Annotated in this window: 17 protein-coding genes; 14 read left to right on the forward strand and 3 right to left on the reverse strand. The window is 51.0% G+C overall.

The genetic code is table 11. The annotated features are described in order from the left end of the window. Nucleotide 1 precedes the first annotated feature (1 nt). From ASG24_RS05330 to hemW, 3 genes are read left to right on the forward strand one after another with little or no spacing between them, the layout of a single operon-like run. Nucleotides 2–709, forward strand: a complete 708-nt coding sequence (locus tag ASG24_RS05330; RefSeq protein ID WP_055868714.1) for an ABC transporter ATP-binding protein — start codon at nucleotides 2–4, stop codon at nucleotides 707–709. After that, nucleotides 709–3225, forward strand: coding sequence for an ABC transporter permease (locus ASG24_RS05335; RefSeq protein ID WP_055868717.1), 2517 nt, complete (start codon nucleotides 709–711; stop codon nucleotides 3223–3225). The genes ASG24_RS05330 and ASG24_RS05335 overlap by 1 nt, the downstream gene beginning before the upstream one ends. Before the next feature lie 38 nt (nucleotides 3226–3263). Further along, nucleotides 3264–4475: a radical SAM family heme chaperone HemW gene (gene hemW / locus ASG24_RS05340; RefSeq protein ID WP_055868719.1), complete on the forward strand. Its 1212-nt coding sequence runs from the start codon at nucleotides 3264–3266 to the stop codon at nucleotides 4473–4475. Nucleotides 4476–5333: 858 nt separating this feature from the next. Here hemW and ASG24_RS05345 read toward each other — a convergent pair. Further along, a complete protein-coding gene (locus ASG24_RS05345; protein WP_235562317.1) occupies nucleotides 5334–6044 on the reverse strand; it encodes a hypothetical protein in 711 nt (236 codons plus the stop codon). After that, on the reverse strand, nucleotides 6044–7462 hold the full coding sequence (gene argH / locus ASG24_RS05350) for an argininosuccinate lyase (RefSeq protein ID WP_055868721.1): 1419 nt from the start codon (nucleotides 7460–7462) through the stop codon (nucleotides 6044–6046). The genes ASG24_RS05345 and argH overlap by 1 nt, the downstream gene beginning before the upstream one ends. Before the next feature lie 282 nt (nucleotides 7463–7744). Between argH and ASG24_RS05355 the strand changes: the two genes are divergently transcribed. Together ASG24_RS05355 and ASG24_RS05360 are read left to right on the forward strand one after the other, a co-directional pair. Beyond that, the gene (locus ASG24_RS05355; RefSeq protein WP_055869349.1) at nucleotides 7745–8764 is read left to right on the forward strand and encodes a sensor histidine kinase; all 1020 of its coding nucleotides are present in this window, start codon (nucleotides 7745–7747) and stop codon (nucleotides 8762–8764) included. Continuing rightward, nucleotides 8757–9512, forward strand: a complete 756-nt coding sequence (locus ASG24_RS05360) for a LytTR family DNA-binding domain-containing protein (RefSeq protein WP_055868723.1) — start codon at nucleotides 8757–8759, stop codon at nucleotides 9510–9512. Before ASG24_RS05355 ends, ASG24_RS05360 begins: the two co-directional genes overlap by 8 nt. Nucleotides 9513–9549: 37 nt before the next feature. Here ASG24_RS05360 and ASG24_RS05365 read toward each other — a convergent pair whose 3' ends face one another. Next, nucleotides 9550–10227, reverse strand: coding sequence for a hypothetical protein (locus tag ASG24_RS05365; protein WP_055830559.1), 678 nt, complete (start codon nucleotides 10225–10227; stop codon nucleotides 9550–9552). A gap of 257 nt (nucleotides 10228–10484) precedes the next feature. Here ASG24_RS05365 and hemC point away from each other — a divergent pair, with 257 nt between their 5' ends. From hemC to ASG24_RS05410, 9 genes are all read left to right on the forward strand, one after another. Continuing rightward, nucleotides 10485–11429 (forward strand): hydroxymethylbilane synthase, encoded by a 945-nt coding sequence (gene hemC / locus ASG24_RS05370; protein ID WP_055868725.1) that lies wholly within the window; start codon nucleotides 10485–10487, stop codon nucleotides 11427–11429. Next, nucleotides 11426–12187 (forward strand): uroporphyrinogen-III synthase, encoded by a 762-nt coding sequence (locus tag ASG24_RS05375; protein WP_055868727.1) that lies wholly within the window; start codon nucleotides 11426–11428, stop codon nucleotides 12185–12187. The genes hemC and ASG24_RS05375 overlap by 4 nt, the downstream gene beginning before the upstream one ends. A gap of 65 nt (nucleotides 12188–12252) precedes the next feature. After that, nucleotides 12253–12558, forward strand: a complete 306-nt coding sequence (locus tag ASG24_RS05380) for a helix-turn-helix transcriptional regulator (protein WP_055830552.1) — start codon at nucleotides 12253–12255, stop codon at nucleotides 12556–12558. 10 nt (nucleotides 12559–12568) lie between these two features. Continuing rightward, entirely contained in the window at nucleotides 12569–14701 is a 2133-nt protein-coding gene (gene aas, locus ASG24_RS05385; RefSeq protein WP_055868729.1) for a bifunctional acyl-ACP--phospholipid O-acyltransferase/long-chain-fatty-acid--ACP ligase, read from the forward strand. Further along, nucleotides 14698–15915 carry an amidohydrolase family protein gene (locus ASG24_RS05390; RefSeq protein ID WP_055868732.1) on the forward strand — a complete coding sequence of 406 codons (1218 nt, stop codon included), beginning with the start codon at nucleotides 14698–14700 and terminating at the stop codon, nucleotides 15913–15915. Before aas ends, ASG24_RS05390 begins: the two co-directional genes overlap by 4 nt. Continuing rightward, the gene (locus tag ASG24_RS05395; RefSeq protein ID WP_055868734.1) at nucleotides 15912–17240 is read left to right on the forward strand and encodes an MFS transporter; all 1329 of its coding nucleotides are present in this window, start codon (nucleotides 15912–15914) and stop codon (nucleotides 17238–17240) included. Before ASG24_RS05390 ends, ASG24_RS05395 begins: the two co-directional genes overlap by 4 nt. A gap of 11 nt (nucleotides 17241–17251) precedes the next feature. Further along, entirely contained in the window at nucleotides 17252–18868 is a 1617-nt protein-coding gene (locus ASG24_RS05400; RefSeq protein ID WP_055868736.1) for a hypothetical protein, read from the forward strand. Between the two features lie 81 nt (nucleotides 18869–18949). Continuing rightward, entirely contained in the window at nucleotides 18950–19966 is a 1017-nt protein-coding gene (locus ASG24_RS05405; protein ID WP_055868739.1) for a hypothetical protein, read from the forward strand. A 110-nt stretch (nucleotides 19967–20076) separates the two neighbouring features. Further along, the gene (locus ASG24_RS05410; protein WP_156376522.1) at nucleotides 20077–20502 is read left to right on the forward strand and encodes a hypothetical protein; all 426 of its coding nucleotides are present in this window, start codon (nucleotides 20077–20079) and stop codon (nucleotides 20500–20502) included. Nucleotides 20503–20570 lie beyond the last annotated feature (68 nt).

Below are 20570 nucleotides of genomic sequence, written 5' to 3' on the forward strand. Positions count from 1 at the left end.
AATGCAAAGCCCTTATGCTGTTGAAGCGCTGTCTTTAAGTAAATCTGTTGTGAGCAATGATACAACAATCCCCATTTTGACTAATTTGAATCTTGCCGTACCCAAGGGTGAGAGGCTGGCAATCATTGGGAGTTCCGGTTCCGGTAAATCTACTTTGCTGGGCCTGCTGGCGGGGTTGGATACGGCGAGTAGCGGAAAAGTCCTGATTGCCGGTAAAGATATTGGGCAGATGGATGAAGATGGCCGTGCGGCTGTGCGTGCCGAGCATATGGGCTTTGTGTTTCAATCATTCCAGTTGCTGGGCTCACTGACCGCGCTGGAAAATGTGATGTTGCCTTTGCAGTTAGCAGGTCGCCGTGATGCGCAGGCGATTGCGATAGCGGCACTGGAAAGCGTAGGCCTGGCAGCGCGTGGCACACATTACCCAAAACAGTTATCAGGTGGCGAACAGCAGCGGGTAGCGATTGCCCGGGCATTTGCGGCCAAGCCTTCTATTTTATTTGCCGATGAGCCGACCGGTAATCTGGATGTCGCGACCGGGGAAGCAATTATCAAATTGCTGTTTGATTTAAATGCGAAGAGCGGTACGACGCTGGTGCTGGTCACGCATGATATGAACCTGGCAAGGCGTTGTCAGCGCGTGCTGAATTTGCAGAATGGTGTACTTAGCGAGATCACCATTCCCAACACATATGCGGGAGCACATTAATGCTTGCGTTCTCGATTGCCTGGCGCCAGTTTCGCAGCCTGTGGTCTTCCGGCGAAATCCGTGTATTGCTGTTTGCGCTGATATTGGCAGTCACGGCGACCACCTCAGTCAGTTTCTTTACTGACCGTATCAAGTCCAGCATGCAAACCCAGGGCAATGTGCTGCTGGGGGCGGATCTGGTGGTGAATTCTGACCATGTCATCCCGCCAGCTTACCTGGCGGAAGCGCAACGCCGCCAGTACCAGACCACGCAGGCGCTGGAATTTTCCAGCATGGTGCTGAAAGGGGAGCGTAGTGAGCTGGCCGAGATCAAGGCGGTGGAAGCTGGTTTTCCATTACGAGGTCATTTGACCATCAGCAAACAGTCAACGACTTCGGCAAAAGCGGAACCATCTTCGACAGATATTCCTGCTCCCGGCACGGTGTGGATGGAGCCGCGACTGGCGCAAAAATTCGCATTGAAGATAGGTGATGAAGTCAGCGTTGGTGAAAGCCAGTTTACCCTCGCGGCATTTGTATTGCAGGAGCCATCGCGTGGCGGTGATATGTTCAGTATTGCGCCGCGCTTGTTTATGAACAGCGCCGATGTGCCTGCCACCAATCTGGTTCAATTTGGCAGCCGGGTGAAATACCAGTTGCTGGTCGCAGCCAATATGGATGGCGCAGCGGTGAACCAGGCGATGGAAGACTATGCCGAATGGCTGAAACCGCAGTTAGCCCGAGGTGAGCGCGTAGATGATATCCGCAGTGCCAGGCCAGAAATGCGTAATGCGCTAAACAAGGCGCAACAATTCCTCGGTATTGCCTCCATGGTCGGCGTGATTCTGGCGATGGTGGCGATGTTGCTGGCGAGTATCCCCTATGTGCAGAAAAGTTTGGATGCGTATGCCTTGATGCGCTGTTTTGGCGCGACCAAAAAACTGATTACGCAGATTCTGCTTTACCAAACCTTGCTGCTGGCGTTGGTCGGCAGTTTGGTCGGGTGTTTGCTGGGTTTTGCCGCGCAATATGGTTTAGCCATCCTGGCGGGCCGCCTGTTTGTAGAGACGTTGCCAGCACCCGGCTGGATGCCGGTTTTTCTTGGTTTGGCTACCGGCTTTGCCACCTTGCTGACTGTGGTGTGGCCGCAACTGATGCGCCTGCGCGCCGTACCTGCATTACGCATTCTTCGCCAGGACCTGGAAGGAAATGTGCGTATGAATGTCATTGTATTTATCCCTGCATTTCTGGTGCTGGCAGGGCTGGTGTTCTGGCATGCAGGGGATATCAAACTGGCCGGGATTGTATTCGCTGCGTTATTGGCATTGGTCGTGGTTGCCGGTTTGCTGGCATTGGCCGGGTTGCGACTCGTTCAGTCGTTTAGCGTGCAAAACTTTGGCGTAATCAAGCTGGGTTTAATGGGTTTAAGGCGCCGTCCGATCCTGACCATCGCCCAGGTAGTTGGCTTAAGCATGGGCCTGATGGCGATATTGCTGCTGGCATTCGTGCGTAATGACCTGCTGAAAAACTGGCAAAGCTCGTTACCAGTAGATGCGCCTAACCGCTTTGTCATCAATATCCAGGCAGACCAGATTCCGGGTATTAATCAGGTGCTCACTGCGAATGCCATCCAGCATGCTGACATTTTCCCCATGGTGCGCGCACGCTTACAAGCGGTGAATGGCAAACCGCTTAATATCGAGAATTACAAAGATGACCGCGCCAAGCGCCTGGCCGAGCGCGAATTCAATTTATCTTGGGCAGCGAAGATGCAGGCTGATAACGAGCTGGTGGCCGGACAGTGGTGGCAAGCCGAAGATGCAGGCAAACCGCTGCTGTCTCTAGAGCAGGGGCTGGCCGAGACACTCAATTTAGAGCTGGGCGATAAGTTGACTTATGATGTGGCGGGCACTCAACTTGAACTGACCATTTCCAGCTTGCGCAAGGTGGAGTGGAACAGCATGCACGTTAACTTTTTTGCGGTGACGCCACCGAAAGTGCTTAATGATTATGCTGCCAATTACCTCACCAGCTTTCACCTGCCTGAAGGCAAGGAAGAAGCGCTGAACCAGTTGGTCAGGAAATTCCCCAATCTGACCATTATCAATGTCGCCGCGGTGATGGAGCAGATTCAAAGCCTGATCAGCAAAATGAGTTATGCGATTGAATTTGTATTCGGCTTTAGCCTGTTGGCAGGCCTGGCAGTGTTGTATGCCGCCCTGATGGCAACCCGCGAGGAGAGGGTGCGCGAAAGCACATTGATGCGGGTACTGGGTGCTTCAAGAAAACAGGTGGTACTGGCCATGCTGGTGGAATTTTTATGCATAGGCGTACTGGCCAGTGTCGTCGCCAATATTTTTACCAATATTGCTGCTTACTATCTGGCGACGCTGGTGCTGGATATGGAATACCAGTTCAACGCCTGGTTAAGTGTGCAGGCCTTGCTGGCTGCGATTGTGCTGGTGCCATTCTCGGCCTGGCTGGTGGCGCGTAACCAGTTTAACCAGCCGCCCAGGGTGTTGTTGCAAAGCATATAAACACCGGGTGTATTACGGTTACGCGGTAAAATACGCACATGATCCCGATTTACCCTGCCAACAGTTTGAGTGACGCACCCTTGCAAGGCGACGTCACGCTGAGCGGCCTCACCAACCCGCCGCCGCTTTCGCTGTATATCCATATTCCCTGGTGTGTACGCAAATGCCCATACTGCGACTTCAACTCCCACGAAGCACGCCAGGAAATCCCCGAAGCTGCCTATGTCGATGCACTGATTGCCGACCTCGAACAAGCCACGCCACTGGTGTGGGGCCGCAAAATCCGTAGCGTGTTTTTTGGTGGCGGCACGCCCAGTATTTTCTCTGCCGAGTCGATTGATAAAATCCTCAGCCATGTGCGTATGCTCACGCCGCTGGAATATGGCGCCGAAGTCACACTGGAAGCCAACCCCGGCACAGTCGATATTGCCAATTTCAGGGGGTATCGGGATGCTGGTGTGAACAGGGTTTCGCTGGGCATACAGAGTTTCCAGCCGCAGTACCTTAAAGCGCTGGGCCGTATCCATGACAGGGAGCAGGCACTGGCAGCAGCTGAGCTGGCGTTGAATACCTTCGAAAAGGTCAACCTGGATGTGATGTATGCATTGCCGGAGCAGAGCCTGGAAGATGCATTGCTAGATGCTGAAACTGCCTGCCAGATCAAGCCCGCGCATCTGTCGTTCTACCACCTGACGCTGGAACCCAACACACCGTTTCACCGCACGCCACCGAGCCTGCCGGATGACGATACCAGCGCCACCATGCAGGAAGAGATCGAGAAGATACTTGCCGCTAATGGCTACCAGCATTACGAAACATCGGGCTTTGCCCAGCCCGGTCAGCAATGCCAGCACAACCTGAATTACTGGACCTTTGGCGATTACCTGGGCATCGGTGCAGGGGCGCATTCCAAGCTGAGTTTTCACGACAGGATCATTCGCCAGAGCCGGCATAAGCATCCGAAGAGATATCTGGAATCTGTGACCACAGGGCAGATGGTGGATAGTGAATGGCAGATTGGGCGTGAGGATCTGGCGTTTGAATTTATGATGAATGCGTTGCGATTGGTGGATGGTGTAGAAGCGGGATTGTTTCAGCAACGGACGGGATTGCCGTTGAGAGTGATTCAGGCGCAGATGGAAGAGGCGCAGCGGAAGGGTTTGCTGGAGCAGGTTGGGGGAGTGATTAAACCGACATTATTGGGGCAGAGGTTTTTGAATACGCTGTTGGAAATATTTTTGCCGGAATAGGTAAGTTTCTAATGCAGTTGGCGCGGCACAATGTTGCAGGGCCTGCTGTGTGCACACAGCATGGCTGCCATGGGCAGAATCGGTGAGCCCTGCAGCATTCCGTCATTCCGGCGTAGGCCGGAATCCAGGCGAGATGGATGCTTAGCTTAGTTTTAATTCAAGAGCGGATCCTGCGCTTGCTGTATATCTTAAAATTAGTAATTCTTCAGAATATTCAGCATTCTCTTTCGCCTCTCGGCGAGTTACTTTTCTTTGTTTGCCCAAAGAATAAGTAACCAAAAGAAATGCACCCTAGCTTCCGCTTATTTCCTGTGTTGCTCGCCAAAATAAGCGGTCGCGAAACTCGACCTGGCAGCTCACACAGAACGTGAGCTGCTGCGGGACTCAAACAAACGCTCCCTTCATCTTGTTTTGCCTGCGCTACTCAAAACCATCACGTTGAAACAGTGGTTGAATGCAATGGACAGAGGGCGCTAAGTAACTGTTTTAATTTCAAATGCTAAAACCAACAAACCAATTCCATATGTTTTGTTGTTTTTATTTGAATGACTGAGCGGGGATGAATGCGACGAGTCTCAGCCTAACTGAATGCGTAGTGTTTTTCCGGGCCCCTATCTGACGCGCCGAGTAGCACAGTCAGCGTGGGAGGTTTCGGCCAGCGTCTGTTTGAGTTCCGCAACAAGCCACGTTGGGTGTGGCTTGTCAGGGCGAGTTTCGTTGGCCGCCCACGTTGACGAGCAACGCAGGAAATAAGCGGAAGCTAGGGTGTCCTGTTCTTTGCCTTCTTTCTTATGGACAAGCATAATAAAGAGGGTCGCCTAGAGGCGAAAAAGAATCCATCAAAGTTCGATGAATGTATCAATCAACAGAGCGGCCTTTTCTCTGCAATCCCCAAACCACAACCAACACCAATAACAACAATCCACTACTCACAATCATCACCAAATGCGGTTGTTTGGATAAACTCTTCACCGACATATGCCCCAGCGCCTTAATATTCGACTGAAAGTTATACCGCACCTGGGCTGTTAATCCCGATGCCGAAGATTTTACATTATTCAGTTTCATCCATGCTGGTACCTGAATAGACGGCAAACTCAAGCTAGGAAAGATACTTCCCGATTGCTCCCACTGCCGCATCTGCAAACTCATCACCAACCCTGTCGGCGTAGCAAATACTTGCGGGTCTGCCTCATCCGCTTTCTTAATGCGATGTGTCACCGTATGCAAAGCCTGTGCATTCGGCACTGCAATCAATTGCGCAGAGTCCACGCGCTGATCGGCAGTCAGCAGAATGCCACGGCCGCGGCTAAAGGTGAGTGATTGCTGCACAAAGCGCTGCTGTAACACCGGGCTTTGCGGATATAGCTTGGCGGCCAGGCTGTTGATACTCTCGCCTGGTAACAGCGGCCATAACATCGATTGTTCGTGCTTGGGATTGGCAATGCCGAAGGCTGCCTGTGCGGGTTGACGAACCAGCCCAACCATTAAGCCAAGGCCAAGCATCAATCCTGCCATCATCAGCCAATGTGATCTGCGATTCCACTGGAGATGAGGCAGGCGTGTCATCAGCGCCCTAACTGTTCCCTGGCTTGCGCGATGGCGCGGCGGACTTGTTCGGGGGCGGTGCCGCCGGTGTGGTTACGGCTGGCGACTGAGCCTTCGAGCGTCAGGACTTCAAATACATCATCACCAATTGTTGCGCTGAATGCCTGTAACTCTGCCAGGCTGAATTCTGCCAGGTCACGGCCAGACTCAACGCCCGCTTTGACGGCGTGAGCGACGACTTCATGCGCATCACGGAACGGCATGCCTTTTTTCACCAGATAATCGGCCAGGTCGGTGGCGGTGGCAAAACCTTCCAGCGCTGCCTGGCGCATATTGTCGGCTTTGACGGTGATGCCGCGCAGCATGTCGGCGTAAATCTGCAAAGTCACCAGCAGGGTGTCGGCCACGTCAAACAGTGGCTCTTTATCTTCCTGGTTGTCTTTGTTATAGGCCAGAGGCTGGCCTTTCATCAGGGTCAGCAGGCCAACCAGATGCCCATACACTCGTCCTGTTTTACCACGCACCAGTTCCGGCACATCCGGGTTTTTCTTTTGCGGCATGATGGAAGAGCCGGTACAGAAGCGGTCGGCAATATCGATAAAACCGAATCTTGGGCTCATCCATAAAATCAGTTCTTCGGAAAAGCGTGACAGGTGCATCATCAGCAGCGAGGCGGCGGCATTAAATTCAATCGCGAAATCACGGTCTGATACCGCGTCCAGCGAGTTCTGGCAGACGCTATCAAAGCCTAATAATTCGGCGACCAGTTCACGGTTGATCGGGTAGCTGGTACCGGCCAAGGCAGCAGCACCTAGCGGCAGACGGTTGATACGCTTGCGTGCATCGGCAAAGCGTTCGACATCGCGGTTCAGCATTTCAAAATAGGCCATCAGGTGATGGCCGAAAGTCACCGGTTGCGCCACTTGCAGATGAGTGAAGCCTGGCATAATGGTGGCGGCATTTTGTTCTGCCAGATCCAGCAGAGAGGTTTGCAGGGCACGGATACCGGCAATGGTGTCATCAACCACGCTACGCAACCATAAGCGCACATCGGTGGCGACCTGGTCATTACGTGAGCGGCCGGTGTGCAGGCGTTTGCCGGCATCGCCGATTTTCTCGGTCAGGCGTCTTTCGATGTTCAGGTGCACATCTTCCAGGTCCAGCAGCCATTCAAATTGGCCGGCTTCAATCTCGGCCAGGATTTCGCCGAGGCCGCGTTTGATATCTTCAACATCCTGTGTAGAAATAATGTTTTGTGCACCCAGCATGGTGGCATGCGCGATCGAACCCTGGATATCAAATGCAGCCAGGCGTTTGTCGAAGTCAACCGAAGCGGTATAACGTTTGACCAGCTCAGCCACCGGCTCATTGAAACGACCGGACCAGGCCTGGTCTTTTTGATGCAGCGAAGATTGTGGTGTGGATTGCGAAGTTGTCAAAGCAAAAATTCTTTCTGCCAGAAATTGGGCGTCTAGCGCATGCTTGCGCCACTGGCGCTTAATACTTATGATGCTGGCACGACATTATAAATGAAACGCGCGATTAAGTGATTGAGCGAGATAAAGTGCGAGGCGCACGGAGCCCATTGACCGAAATAATATGCGACATGCAGCACGGTTGCGAGGTTGTGTTTGGAAAAACTGGCGCAGCTGGCAGTAAGCTTTATGGACAGCTCGTTAGCGCTTTTGCTCGCTTCGTATTTCATGAACGGACATCCCTTCGTGCGTAAAACTAACCGCATCCCGAATTTCCGTAATCTGGGCATACATTTACGCGTGCTGTTAATGCATGCCGGTTTGCTGGGATTATTAACGGTCTATGATGGCCAGCCGGGCTGGAGCGTTGGGCTCTGGGCCGGTGACCTGGTGCAATTGGCGGGGCAATGGTTACCGCCGCTGTTATTGACCATGGGCGGCTTGACCCTGCTTTATCCGATCATTCTAAGATTACCTTATATTGCCGGCTTGGCTGCTATAACGACATTAACGTTAGTGCTCACTTCTTTGTCAGCCTATGCATATCATGTGTGGATTTCGCCTTTAGCGATGACACAATACACACAAGTCCTGCTGCTTTGCCTGGGGGATATCGCCTTAAGCCTGTATTACCTTGATTTATTGCAGCGCGCCTATTCCCCGGCCATTGCCGAAGCCCGCTTGCAGGCATTGCAGGCACGCATCCGCCCGCACTTTTTATTCAATAGCCTGAATGCAGTATTGTCGCTGATACGCAGCCAGCCACAACGTGCCGAGACTGCACTGGAAGATATGGCGGAGCTGTTCCGCGTGCTCATGGCGGATAATCGCGCACTGGTGCCTTTATCGCAGGAAATCACACTTTGCCAGCAATATCTGAGTATTGAAAAGCTGCGCCTGGATGAACGTTTGCAGGTTGAATGGCATATTGCGGAAATACCTTCCACACTGATGATTCCGCCACTGATTCTGCAACCGCTGCTGGAAAATGCGGTATACCACGGGATAGAAACGCTGTCCCAGGGTGGCACTATCGTGATCAATATCACTACCAGCGCCCAAAGCCTGCTGTTGCGTATCAGTAACCCGCTGTCGCCGCGCCCGGAAAAAACCGGTGGCAACAAAATGGCGCTCAAAAATATCCGTGAGCGTTTGCGGTTGCATTACGACCTGGAAGCCCAGCTCAGGCAATATGAAGAGCACGGGCAATATGTGGTTGAGATCAGCATCCCGACCCGGCCTTTATCCGAGGTTTCGCATGGCTAGGCAGCAATTGCTGATTGTCGATGATGAGCCGCTGGCAAGACAACGCTTGCGCGACCTGGTCGGCGATATTGGTGGTTATACGGTGGTTGGCGAAGCTGCGAATGGTGTAGAGGCGATGGCAGTATTACAAAACCAGCAGGTGGATATCGCTTTGGTGGATATCCGTATGCCGGTGATGGATGGCATTGAGCTGGCGCAACATATCCGTCAATTACCAAGGCCGCCCAACCTGATTTTTACCACTGCTTACGATCATTATGCCTTGCAGGCGTTTGACCTGAATGCCATTGATTACCTGTTAAAACCCATACGTGCCGAGCGTTTATCCGCAGCTTTAACCAAAGCTCGCCCATTGAATTTAAAGCAGTCGCAAGGCCTGCAATCATTGCAGGAAACGCGCCAGCATTTGAGCATACATGAGCGCGGCAGGGTGTTGCTGATTGCGGTGGATGAAGTATTGTATTTCCGTGCTGAGTTGAAATATGTCACGGTAAGGACACAGTCAAAAAGCTACTTGCTGGAAATGTCGCTAAACCAGCTGGAGCAGAATTACGCTGACCGATTTGTGCGTGTACACAGGAATGCGCTGGTAGCAAAGCACGCGATAGCCGGGTATGAAAAACAACGTATACAGCAAAATGCAGAAACCGAAAAGCCTGGCGAATTGAGTTGGGTGGTGTTGATTAAAGGCATTCCAGAAACACTTGTGGTCAGCCGTAGACACCAGCATATGATCAGGGCCGTATGAAACGGCCCTGAATCGCTAGCTAAAATTTAAACCATATCTATTTAAGGTTTTTCTTCTGTTCTGCTTGTTCAATCACTTTTGCAGCCCAGTCTTTACCGCCCAGCCCAAACGCAATCGCCAGTGCCAGGAACACGGCACCAAATACAATCACAAACAGGGCATGAATCAACTGCATGCCTATCCCTAATTGTTCCAGACCAATGAAAATCGCCAGAATCTGGATGCAATATTCAGCTGACGTACTGATAATCAGCGCTTGCTCGAATTTAATGCTGTGCAACCAGGCAAACACCAGGCGGTTGATAAAACGAGCAAACAAGGTACCGAAGATCACCACCAGGATAGCGACAATAATGTGTGGCAGATAGCTGGCAAGTTCACGCAATAACATCGCCACTTCTGTCATGCCAAGTGAATTGGCGCAGGTAATCACAAACAGCAAAATGACCAACCAGTAAACTACCTGGCTGATGATGCCACTGAGCGTGACATTCAAATTGGCGCTACGCATAAATGATTCGAGGCCGGAACGTTTGGCAAAGGCGTCAAACTGGGTGATTTCCAGCAGGCGTTTCACGCCGATACGCACCAGTTTAGCGACCAGCCAGCCGAAAAACAGGATGACAATGACTGCGAGCAATTTGGGGACAAAGTTGACTAGCTCAATCCAGAATTGATTGAGTGAAGAAAGAAAAATATCGATTTGATACTGCATGGCAGCCCTCCGTTTTTATCGTTAATACTTTAATTTTAGGAAAGACAAAATAAGTGAGCGGGAGTCAGGATGAGTACCGCGCAACGCAGCAATTTGCCTGCGTAACAACTTAATTTCGTGTTTCCTTAGCAAAGTTTCTGCTGTAAAGCTTCGTTAGCATAACTCAATCCGACCGGGCTGTGGCGTAAAAGGTTCTTGAAAAAGCAGCTGGTATTGAAGCTGCGCAGACGGCCAATCCCCTATGTTAAAATGGCGGAATGACTACCGTTAACCCTCCAAAATCCCTGGTGATTGCCTCGCGTGAAAGTGCATTGGCGATGTGGCAAGCCAGACATATCCAGGCCCGCTTACAAGCGCTTTACCCGCAGTGTGACGTCAGCATTTTAGGCATGACCACGACCGGCGACCAGATTCTGGATTCACCTTTATCTCGCATAGGCGGCAAAGGCTTGTTTGTAAAAGAGTTGGAAAATGCACTGGCGGATGGTAGTGCTGATCTCGCCGTGCACAGCATGAAAGACGTACCCATGCATTTGCCGGAAGGCTTTGCATTAGCAGCTACCGGTGAGCGTGAGGATCCGCGAGATGCATTTGTCTCCAATACCTATGCCAGCCTGGAAGAGTTGCCGGATGGCAGCATCGTCGGCACTTCCAGCTTGCGCCGGCAAAGCCAGATTCAGGCGCGTTTCCCTAGCCTGAAAATAGAATCCTTGCGCGGCAATGTGCAGACCCGCTTACGTAAGCTGGATGAAAACCAGTATGCCGTCATTATTCTGGCAGCTGCCGGTTTGATCCGCCTGGGTCTGGGTGAGCGTATTAAAGGCTTTATTGATCCGGCACACAGTATCCCGGCGGTAGGCCAGGGCGCTTTGGGCATTGAAATCAACGCCAGCCGCACCGATTTGATCGAGATTCTGGCGCCGCTCAACCATATTGATACCCAATTATGTGTAGAGGCTGAGCGTGGTTTTAGCCGTGCGTTGGCCGGCAGTTGTACCGTACCGCTGGGGGCTTATGCGACTAAACAGGGCGATACGATTTCTATGCAAGGGTTTGTCGCCAGCGTTGATGGTCAGCAGATGCTCAAAGAATCCGTTACTGGTGATGCCGTGTTGGCAGAGAAGCTCGGGCAACAACTGGCGCAACAGCTGGTCGCCCGTGGGGCGGATAAGATCCTGGCAGCGCTGGACGGCGTAAAATGACGCAGCCGCTGGCAGGTGTGCATATTGCAGTCACCCGCCCGCCGGAACAGGCGACCAAACTGAATGCGGCGATTGCACAGGCAGGTGGTTCGGTGATCTCATTCCCGTTGCTGGATATCGCCAGCCTGCCTGATCTCTCAGCATTCCATGCTGCCATCACACCGCTGGACCAGTTTGACCGGGCCATTTTTATCAGTAGCAATGCTGTGCAATATGGCATGCCGTTGTTGCAACAAGCTTCACTGCCTGCCAGATTGAAGTTCGCTGCGATTGGGCCAACCACAGCTAGCGCTTTAGGGTCTTTTGGGGTGGCTGAAGTATTAAAGCCGTCTGACCGTTTCGATAGCGAATCGCTGCTGGCATTGCCGGAATTGCAACAGATGCAGGGTCAGCGTGTGTTGATAGTCCGTGGTGTCGGTGGGCGTGAAGTATTGGCCGATACCTTGAAACAACGCGGTGCCGATGTGGTGTTCGGAGAATGTTACAGGCGTGTCAACCCGCAGAAAAATGCGGATGTATTGGCGCAGGCTTATGCCGGCAACCAGTTACAGGCCATTATTATTACCAGCTCGGAAGCGTTACGTTTTTTGCTTGATGTGGCTGGCGAATCAGACTGGCTTAAGGCTGTGCCGCTGTTTGTGAATCATGACCGCATTGCTGAACAAGCGCAGTCACATGGCCTAAAAGTGATCAGTGCCGGGCAACCCGGCGATGAAGCCATGCTGCAATTACTGACCAAGCATTTTCAATCTCAATAGTAAATTTATTTCGAAAGCATTAAAAAATGCTTGACATAAATAACTATATAACTAATTATTTAGTTATGAAGTTAATCACACATATCCCGGAAGCCTGGTCGGATATTTCGGACCTGTTTGTTGCATTAGGTGATGCACACCGGCAACGAATTTTGCTATCGTTTGACAAGAACGAGCGCCTGACCATTTTACAAATTGCCGAGAATTCAAAACTCAGTCGCACCGCCGTCACACATCACCTGAAGGTGCTTGAACGCGGCGGCGCCTTGCAAAGCGAGAAAATTGGCCGCGAAGTGTATTTCTGGGTCAAAAAAGACTGGATGCAGCAGGCGCTGCAAAACGTGATGACTTATCTAAAAGAAGAGATATAAGGGGAATTGGATGCTTGCCAGCATTTTGAGAGTGTTATGCCGTTTGGTATTTAGAGTACGTGTATTAGGCCTTGAAAATATTCCGGCGGAAGACCGCTTACTGATTATCGCCAATCATGAATCTTTACTGGATGGCATGCTGATTGGCCTGTTTTTACCCAAGCGCGCGACGTTTGTTGTACACAGTGACGTGTTAAAGAATCCGTTTTTCAGAGGGATCTTGAGTCTGACGCCCCATGTGGCAGTCAACCCGACCAGCCCGTTAGCCATGAAAAAAGTCATTCAACGCTTGAATGCAGGTGAAAACGTGGTGATCTTCCCGGAAGGGCGTATCACCTCAACCGGTGCCCTGATGAAAGTCTATGATGGCCCCGGTTTTGTTGCCGCAAAAACCGCCGTCAAAGTATTGCCGGTGCGGGTGGAAGGTGCTGCGCAATCTTATTTTGGTCGCTTGTCTGCCGCACATCCGCGTAAATTATTTCCTAAAGTGACGCTGACGGTATTGCCAACCACTGAAATAAATACTGATTCCGGGGGGGATGCACCGCTTACCAGCAAGCAACGCCGGCGCATTGCAGGCGTTGCCATGCGCAAGATCATGCAGGACCTGCTGTACCAGACCAAGCAAAGCACCACTTTATTTGAGACTTTACTGGAAACCATCGCCAAATCCGGCAGCGGTATGAAGGTGATCGAAGACCTGAATCTGGTGGAAGAAACTTACCAGGATCTGTTGAAGAAAAGCCTGGCCTTGGGCCGGTTGGCCTGCAAAGTAAGCCAGCCGAATGAAGCCGTTGGCGTGTTGATGCCGAATGTGACGAATACCGCTGCGCTAATTTTGGGCATGACTGCGTTCAAGCGTATCCCTGCCATGCTCAATTACACGGCGGGTACTGCCGGCCTGCAAAATGCCTGTATTGCTGCCAAAATCCGTACCGTGATGACCTCGCGCAAGTTTCTGGAAACCGCCAAGCTGCAAGAGGTGGTCGCGCAGTTAAAAGACATCAAGATTGTCTACCTTGAAGATTTGCGCGCGCAGTTTAGCTTATGGGACAAAGCCTGGTTAATGGGCTATGCGCTGCATTTTCCACGTGCTGTGATGGTGCCTGCACAAACGGGAGATACGGCCGTTATCCTGTTTACCTCGGGTTCTGAAGGCAAGCCCAAGGGTGTGGTGCACAGCCACAAAAGTATCCTGGCAAATATTCACCAGATCATGGCCATGCTGGATTTTAACGCCAGCGACAAATTCATGATGTCACTGCCGATGTTTCACGCGTTTGGCTTTACCGGCACCTTGCTGCCCTTGCTCAACGGTATCCGCATCATGCTGTTTCCGTCACCGCTGCAATACAAGGTGATTCCGGAAGTGATTTATGAGAAAAACTGCACGGTGTTTTTTTCCACCAATACCTTCCTCGCCAACTATGCACGGTTCGCTCACCCATATGATTTTTATAAATTAAGGATTGTGGTGGCGGGTGCTGAAAAACTGAATGAAGAAGTGCGCAAGGTGTATAGCGAGAAATTTGGCATCCGTGTTTTAGAAGGCTATGGCACGACCGAATGCGCGCCGGTGGTATCAGCCAACACGCCGATGGCGAACAAATACGGTACGGTAGGCCAGTTCTGCCCTGGCATGGAATACAGGCTTGAGCCTGTGCCGGGCATTGAAAATGGCGGCCAGTTGCATGTCAAAGGCGAAAATATCATGCAGGGCTACTACCTGTATGACGAGCCTGGCAAACTTATTCCACCGGCCAATGGCTGGTATGACACTGGTGACGTGGTAGAAGTCGATAAGGAAGGATTTATCCATATCAAAGGCCGCGTCAAACGCTTTGCCAAAATAGCGGGTGAGATGGTTTCCCTGGAAATGGTCGAGAAAATCGCCAATACGGCAGCGCCGGACCAGCAACATGCGGCAACCACGCAATCCAACGCCAACCGGGGTGAGAATATCGTGCTGTTCACCACCGATGCCGCACTCAAACGTGAAGACTTACAAGTGGTCGCCAAAAATCTGGGTGCACCGGAAATCGCCATTGCCAGGAAAATTATCAAGATAGATGCGATTCCGCTGCTGGGCACCGGCAAGACGGATTATGTGACCTTGAAACAAATGGCTGAAGAGCAGCAATGAACCGGCGACAGTTTTTGCTGGCAGCGGGAGGCCTGGCCTTCGCTGGCATCGGTCACGCCGCCTGGCGCTATTGGCCTGATGCCGGATTAAGTAACCCTTGTCTGGCAGGCATGCCAGACAGTCTGCTGCAACACCCGACCTACCAGAAGATATGGCAGGGCATCAGGCCAGACCAGGTGTGGGACATGCATGTGCACCTGGTAGGCGTGGGCGATGCCAGCAATGAAACATGGTTTAATCCGGATATGGATAGCTGGATGCATCCATCGTTAAAGCTGCAAAAAGCGTTTTATATGAATGGCACCTGTGCTGACCCGGCGCGTATTGATGAATCCACAGTCGACAAAATGACGCAATTGGTGACTGCCATGCCCGTGGGCGTCAAACTCATGCTGTATGCCTTTGACTGGTACCGTGACCACGCGGGGCAGATTCTGGAAGCTTCTTCCATTTTCCATGTCTCCAATACTTATGCAGCAAACATTGCCCGCCAGTTGCCGGAACGGTTTGAGTGGGTAGCGAGTATTCATCCTTATCGCCCCGATGCGCTGGATGAGCTGGATAAAGTCTATGAGAATGGCGCCCGTGCCATCAAATGGCTGCCTTCAGGCATGGGCATAGATCCTGCCTCAAAAAAGTGTGTGGCTTTTTATAAAAAGCTGGCTAGCTTGAACTTGCCTATCATCAGTCACACCGGCAAGGAAAGCGCGGTTGCCGGTGGTGACCAAACCTACGGTAACCCGTTACGCATGCGACAGGCGCTGGATCAAGGTGTAAAAGTGGTACTTGCGCATTGCGCCAGCGATGGGAGCGATGAAGACCTTGATCATGGCGACCGCGTCATGAAAAGCTTTGATTTATTTACCCGTTTGATGGATACGCCAGATTATCAATCACTTGTGTTTGGCGATATTTCTGCGACTACCCTGATTAATCATGCCTGGGTGTTGCCTACGCTGATTGCCCGCCAGGATTGGCACTCGAGACTGGTGAATGGCTCTGATTACCCGTTGCCCGGCATTATGCCACTGACCAATATCAATACCTTGATTGCTGACGGCTGGCTGGCCGATGAACACAAACCCTTTTTATTGGGTTTGAAACAAACAAATCCTCTTCTGTACGACTTTGCCCTCAAGCGTTTGCTTACTATTGAGGGGCAAGCGTTTTCACCACACGTTTTCGAAACCAGGTCATTATTTGAGCGCCTATGAAGAACCAATTCAGCTTGCTTACGCAAAACCGTTTTCGCCCTTTTTTCTGGACTCAGGGATTAGGCGCATTTAACGATAATGTATTCAAAACAGCATTGATTACGCAGGTAGCATTCAACACCGCCAGCCTGACCGCGCTGGATGGCAGTACCCTGGTTACTTTGCTGCCAGGCCTGTTTATCCTGCCGTTTTTCCTGTTTTCGGCGTCTGCCGGTCAGCTGGCGGATAAATATGAAAAGTCGCAGATTATCCGCCTGGTCAAACTGCTTGAGATTGCCATCATGCTGTTCGCCAGTATCGGTTTTCTGATGCATAGCCTGGCCATGCTGGCTTTGGCCTTATTTCTGATGGGTGTGCATTCCACCATGTTTGGCCCGGTGAAATATTCATACTTGCCTCAACACCTGAAAGCGCATGAATTGACCGCAGGTAATGGCCTGGTGGAAATGGGCAGCTTCGTCGCGATTCTGTTAGGGCAAGTATTAGGTGCCTGGCTAGGCAGCCTGTCGCAACATGAATTCTTTACCAGCCTGAGTATTTTGCTGATCGCTATTTCCGGCTACCACATCAGCCGCAGTATTCCGCTGTCACCGGCACCAGTGCCCGAGATGAAAATCAACTGGAATCCCATCAGCGAAACAATCAATAACGTGCGACTCTTCTGGGCGCAACAAACCTTGTGGGTGGGTATCGTCGCCATCTCCTGGTTCTGGTTTTTTGGCGCAACTTTACTGGCCCAGTTTCCCAACCTGGCAAAAGATGGTTTGCATGGCAGCGAACGCGATTTCATTGCCTTGTTATCCATCTTTTCGGTAGGCGTGGGCATAGGGTCGATCTGGTGCGAAAAGCTCTCTAAAGGCAAGCAGGAGCTTGGCCTGGTGATGTTAGGTGCCGCTGGCATGTCGCTATTTGCCTGGGATTTCGCTTCTACTGCAGGCAGCATCCAGCAACAGTTTTTGGCTAATCCCGGCTGGTCGCTGCAAGCCATCAGCCAGCTGGACTACTGGCGCATGCTGCTAGATGTGGCTTTACTCGGCGTGAGTGGTGGTCTTTATATTGTGCCTCTTTACGTCCTGCTGCAATCACGGGTTGAGGCGCGCTATCAATCGCGGGTGATTGCTGCAAACAACATTATGAATGCCTTGTTTATGGTGCTTTCAGCCGGTTTTTCGTTATTGTTGTTTGGCCAGGGCTTAAGTATTCCGCAACTGTTTTCAGCGACTGCCGGCTTGAATCTGCTGGTAGCGGGTTATTTATGCCTGCGCCAGCCGGAATACTGGTTCAGTAGCGTGGCGTATATAAAACGCTGGTTTGCGTCAGAGTAAAGGCAACTCGCATGGGGAAATGGGGCTGGTGGGTACTGGGTTGCTCCCAGGTGTTAGTGGCGGCGCAGGCAGGTGAGGTTGTGAAACATCCCTTAGGGCAGTATGACAGCGAGCAGTTTATAACCCTGAGTATGCCGTGCGCGCATTGCCAGAGTTTGCCGCAGGCACAATGGTATTTCAAAAATGAAACTGTGGCAGTGCCGGCAGCCGGTCAATCATTGACCAGCTTTTCACTGGATAAACGCGGTGCTGATGATGTAGCTTCTCTGGATTTGTATGCATTGCCAGATGTCGTGTGGACAGGCTCGACCCACCATTGGACACATACGCGTTTATCAGGCGATGGAAAGCGTTTGCAGTTAGCTGATGGCAAAGAAATGCCGTTTGGAATCGTGCCAAAAATCCCGACCAATCTGTCTTACTGGAATCAGGACACACAGACGTTTTACGCGCAACGGGCCCTGAGCATTCGTGGCGAGCAAGTCGGGCAAGCCATCGTGGCACGCACTCTCTGGCCGGAGGATTTTCGTCTTAACCTGCAAGCCCAGGCTCAGCCCTTGCAACGAGGTGAATCCCTCAAACAGCTGGTGCAATATGAGCAGGGTGGCGCGCATAGCCAGCATGAAAGCCGGTTATTGTGGCAAAAAGCGCCAGGCGTTGCGCAGTCATTAGTGGGTAGAGCGGTATTAGGCGTGTTATTAAACGGTGCGCAAGGCGACGACGATGAAGCGCACGGCGGTCACTTCGCGCTCACAACCGGCATCATTTCTGCCGATGGCAGTTACCATCACTGGCTGGTGAACAACTATTACAACCTGGCCACCAATAGTGAAAAAGGCATTATTGCCGGGGTGACTCCGTTTGATAAATACATGGCTGACCTCAACAGCGGGCAGGCGTTTTACCGCCCGTCATACATGCTGGTTGCCGTGTTCTCGCAGCCAACTGTGCCGGCCACCATTCAAGCGGCAAGCAACCGCACTTACCAGCATTTTTACCGCAATGATTTTGTGTATGACCATGCCTTGAATAACTGCGCAGGTATCAGTGTTGATGTGTTGCACAACCTGGGCTGGAAGGTGCCGGAAAGCGGTGGCGAAAGCTTACTTAAAGCCAGTGCTGCTTATTGGTACATGGCTGCGACTGAACGCAGCCTGACCAAAGGCCGTGCCATCTACGATTACCTGAATACGGAAATGACCCGCTTGTTTCCTGCGGTGGCGTTTGATGCCATAGGCAACGACCTGCTCAATATTGCCCATACCGGTAGCACACAAACCCTGGCTTCACCTGAAATGCAAGTAATGGCAAGCCAGATCGAAGCGATTTATTTTGTACGCATCCCGCAAATCCCTTCCAGCCGGGTTGCAGGCCTGGCGCCGGTATATAGCTTCGAGCAATATTTGAAACAGGCACCTGCCGATAGAAGCCAGTGGAAGATTATTCCGGTCACGCCTAATCCGTTACCGAAAAACTTAAAGGATGGTTTGGCGCTTAAACCACAAATGCCAATGCTGATAACTTTGCCCGCTATTTTGTTTTTAATGAGCATCCTCGGAGTCTTCTATTTGTTAATCAGAGTATCTTGGAACGCAATCAAGTGGCCGCGCAAAAATATTAACAAATAAAGTATCATCGTCAAGACTTAAAGTTTTGTAATAAGCGTGGTCATTAAAATCTATGTCATTTTCCAGTGAGACTCTATACAAATGCGATTAGGAATTATCTTTTACGTTTTTCTCTTTGTTTCAACTAATACATGGAGTGCGAGTTCTGACTTAAAGCCTTTTGACTTCCAGATAGAGTCAAATCAACCAAGTAACGTTACTCAGAATGTCGCATGTGGATTTCCTGCATTGGAAACATCATCAGATTTTGCTGTATTTGCAGCGGGTGCATATGCTGGCCGCAAGTTATCTTTCCAAATTGACCAGAGTGGGCACGAGGCAACACAGATGGATGTGGCTGTTAACAGTCCTAATAAGCCTGTGGTGCTTATGCTGGGAGCTTATGAGCCAACTGTCTGGAACATAGGATGGTCAAAAAATACCCAAATTTTGGCTGTACTTATCAGTGGTTATCATAGACAGGCGGTTGCCGGTTTAGAAAAAAACACTCCTCAATTAATTAGCTCAGCTGATAATCATGGTCCTTGTGGATATTTCTATGTCACTGACAGCAGTCTGCAAAAGCTTAATCCAATGGCAAGGCGAGTTTTCGGCAAAGCAGTCAATATGATTTTCCCCGCGGAGAATGGACGAGTAATTATTGGTGATGCATTACAAAAAGACACAAAACTTGTTACCTCTGCTCAAATTTCACCAGCCGCATTTTATGTCAAGGATGCACCCATGGCAGGCGCTGCCGGTTTAGAGGATGCTGTTCGCAAAGGTATATTAAGAAAGGCGACTGAAGAAGATGCTGACTTATGGGTTGATTCAATAATACAAAATTCGGTGCAGCAGGATATTCCTCCTATAGCCAATAGGACGCTTCTCAAACCGCCTAGTCCAAGAATTAATAATGCTTATGTCATTCTCAAAGCATTTACATATCCTGCAGGTCTCTATGGGGCGCATTCGGTTACCTTCATGATTCCTAAAGGGGTGCCCAGGCCAATAGGTAACCCTGGTCATTCAGCAATTTACGATTTCAATACACTGAAATGTGAAGGTGGTGAGTGTGGCCCACGTATGCCTGCTACGGGGTCAGTAAGTCCAAGATAAAGAGTAAATTTGGATACTTTTGAGCATAAGTTATGAAAAGCTATGTATCAGTTTCAGCAGGACTTTTAATCATTCTCTTAGCAACTTCTGCAAGTGCTCAGGATGACGCGTTGGAGACCGAATCAAGAAATGTCGCATCCGCATTTATGGGCGCGGCCAATTTTGTCGTTGGCAGGATAGGGGTTGAATGCCTGTCTATGTTGGGCCGGCTTGAAACCCCAAGAGAGTATGTGAATATCTGGCAGGAGCGCAATGCCAAATATTACGACGCCTCGACCAAATACATAGCGAAAAAAATGGAAGCTGCGGATGCTTCAGGCGGCGTTGTCGCCAGGGACGCGGTGCTTAAAGAATACTCGTCAATCGTGCGTAAAGAAGGCGAGGCGACCATTGCTGCCTGGGTAGGTAAAAGCGGCAAACGGGAAGGCTGCCAGCGTGCTGTGTCACTCATCGACAGAGGAATACTGGATGTGAACCCTGAAATTCCGATTTATGAAGATCTGCAGGCATTGGCAGTGTGGTCCAAGATTAATTAAGAGACCATACATTCGTTTCCCGCCCCAAATCCTGAATATTTCAGGCTATAAATAGCTAAAAAAACTGT

Origin of the sequence: Methylophilus sp. Leaf414 (genome assembly GCF_001425425.1) — a bacterium.
GTDB lineage: Bacteria > Pseudomonadota > Gammaproteobacteria > Burkholderiales > Methylophilaceae > Methylophilus.

Bases quoted from the DNA above. Each gene is read 5' to 3' on its own strand.
- hemW (WP_055868719.1), top strand. From the start codon at position 3,264: ATGATCCCGATTTACCCTGCCAACAGTTTGAGTGACGCACCCTTGCAA.
- ASG24_RS05380 (WP_055830552.1), top strand. From the start codon at position 12,253: ATGAAGTTAATCACACATATCCCGGAAGCCTGGTCGGATATTTCGGAC.
- ASG24_RS05390 (WP_055868732.1), top strand. From the start codon at position 14,698: ATGAACCGGCGACAGTTTTTGCTGGCAGCGGGAGGCCTGGCCTTCGCT.
- hemC (WP_055868725.1), top strand. From the start codon at position 10,485: ATGACTACCGTTAACCCTCCAAAATCCCTGGTGATTGCCTCGCGTGAA.
- ASG24_RS05330 (WP_055868714.1), top strand. From the start codon at position 2: ATGCAAAGCCCTTATGCTGTTGAAGCGCTGTCTTTAAGTAAATCTGTT.
- ASG24_RS05400 (WP_055868736.1), top strand. From the start codon at position 17,252: ATGGGGAAATGGGGCTGGTGGGTACTGGGTTGCTCCCAGGTGTTAGTG.
- ASG24_RS05335 (WP_055868717.1), top strand. From the start codon at position 709: ATGCTTGCGTTCTCGATTGCCTGGCGCCAGTTTCGCAGCCTGTGGTCT.
- ASG24_RS05345 (WP_235562317.1), bottom strand. From the start codon at position 6,044: ATGACACGCCTGCCTCATCTCCAGTGGAATCGCAGATCACATTGGCTG.
- ASG24_RS05395 (WP_055868734.1), top strand. From the start codon at position 15,912: ATGAAGAACCAATTCAGCTTGCTTACGCAAAACCGTTTTCGCCCTTTT.
- ASG24_RS05375 (WP_055868727.1), top strand. From the start codon at position 11,426: ATGACGCAGCCGCTGGCAGGTGTGCATATTGCAGTCACCCGCCCGCCG.
- ASG24_RS05360 (WP_055868723.1), top strand. From the start codon at position 8,757: ATGGCTAGGCAGCAATTGCTGATTGTCGATGATGAGCCGCTGGCAAGA.
- aas (WP_055868729.1), top strand. From the start codon at position 12,569: ATGCTTGCCAGCATTTTGAGAGTGTTATGCCGTTTGGTATTTAGAGTA.
- ASG24_RS05405 (WP_055868739.1), top strand. From the start codon at position 18,950: ATGCGATTAGGAATTATCTTTTACGTTTTTCTCTTTGTTTCAACTAAT.
- ASG24_RS05365 (WP_055830559.1), bottom strand. From the start codon at position 10,227: ATGCAGTATCAAATCGATATTTTTCTTTCTTCACTCAATCAATTCTGG.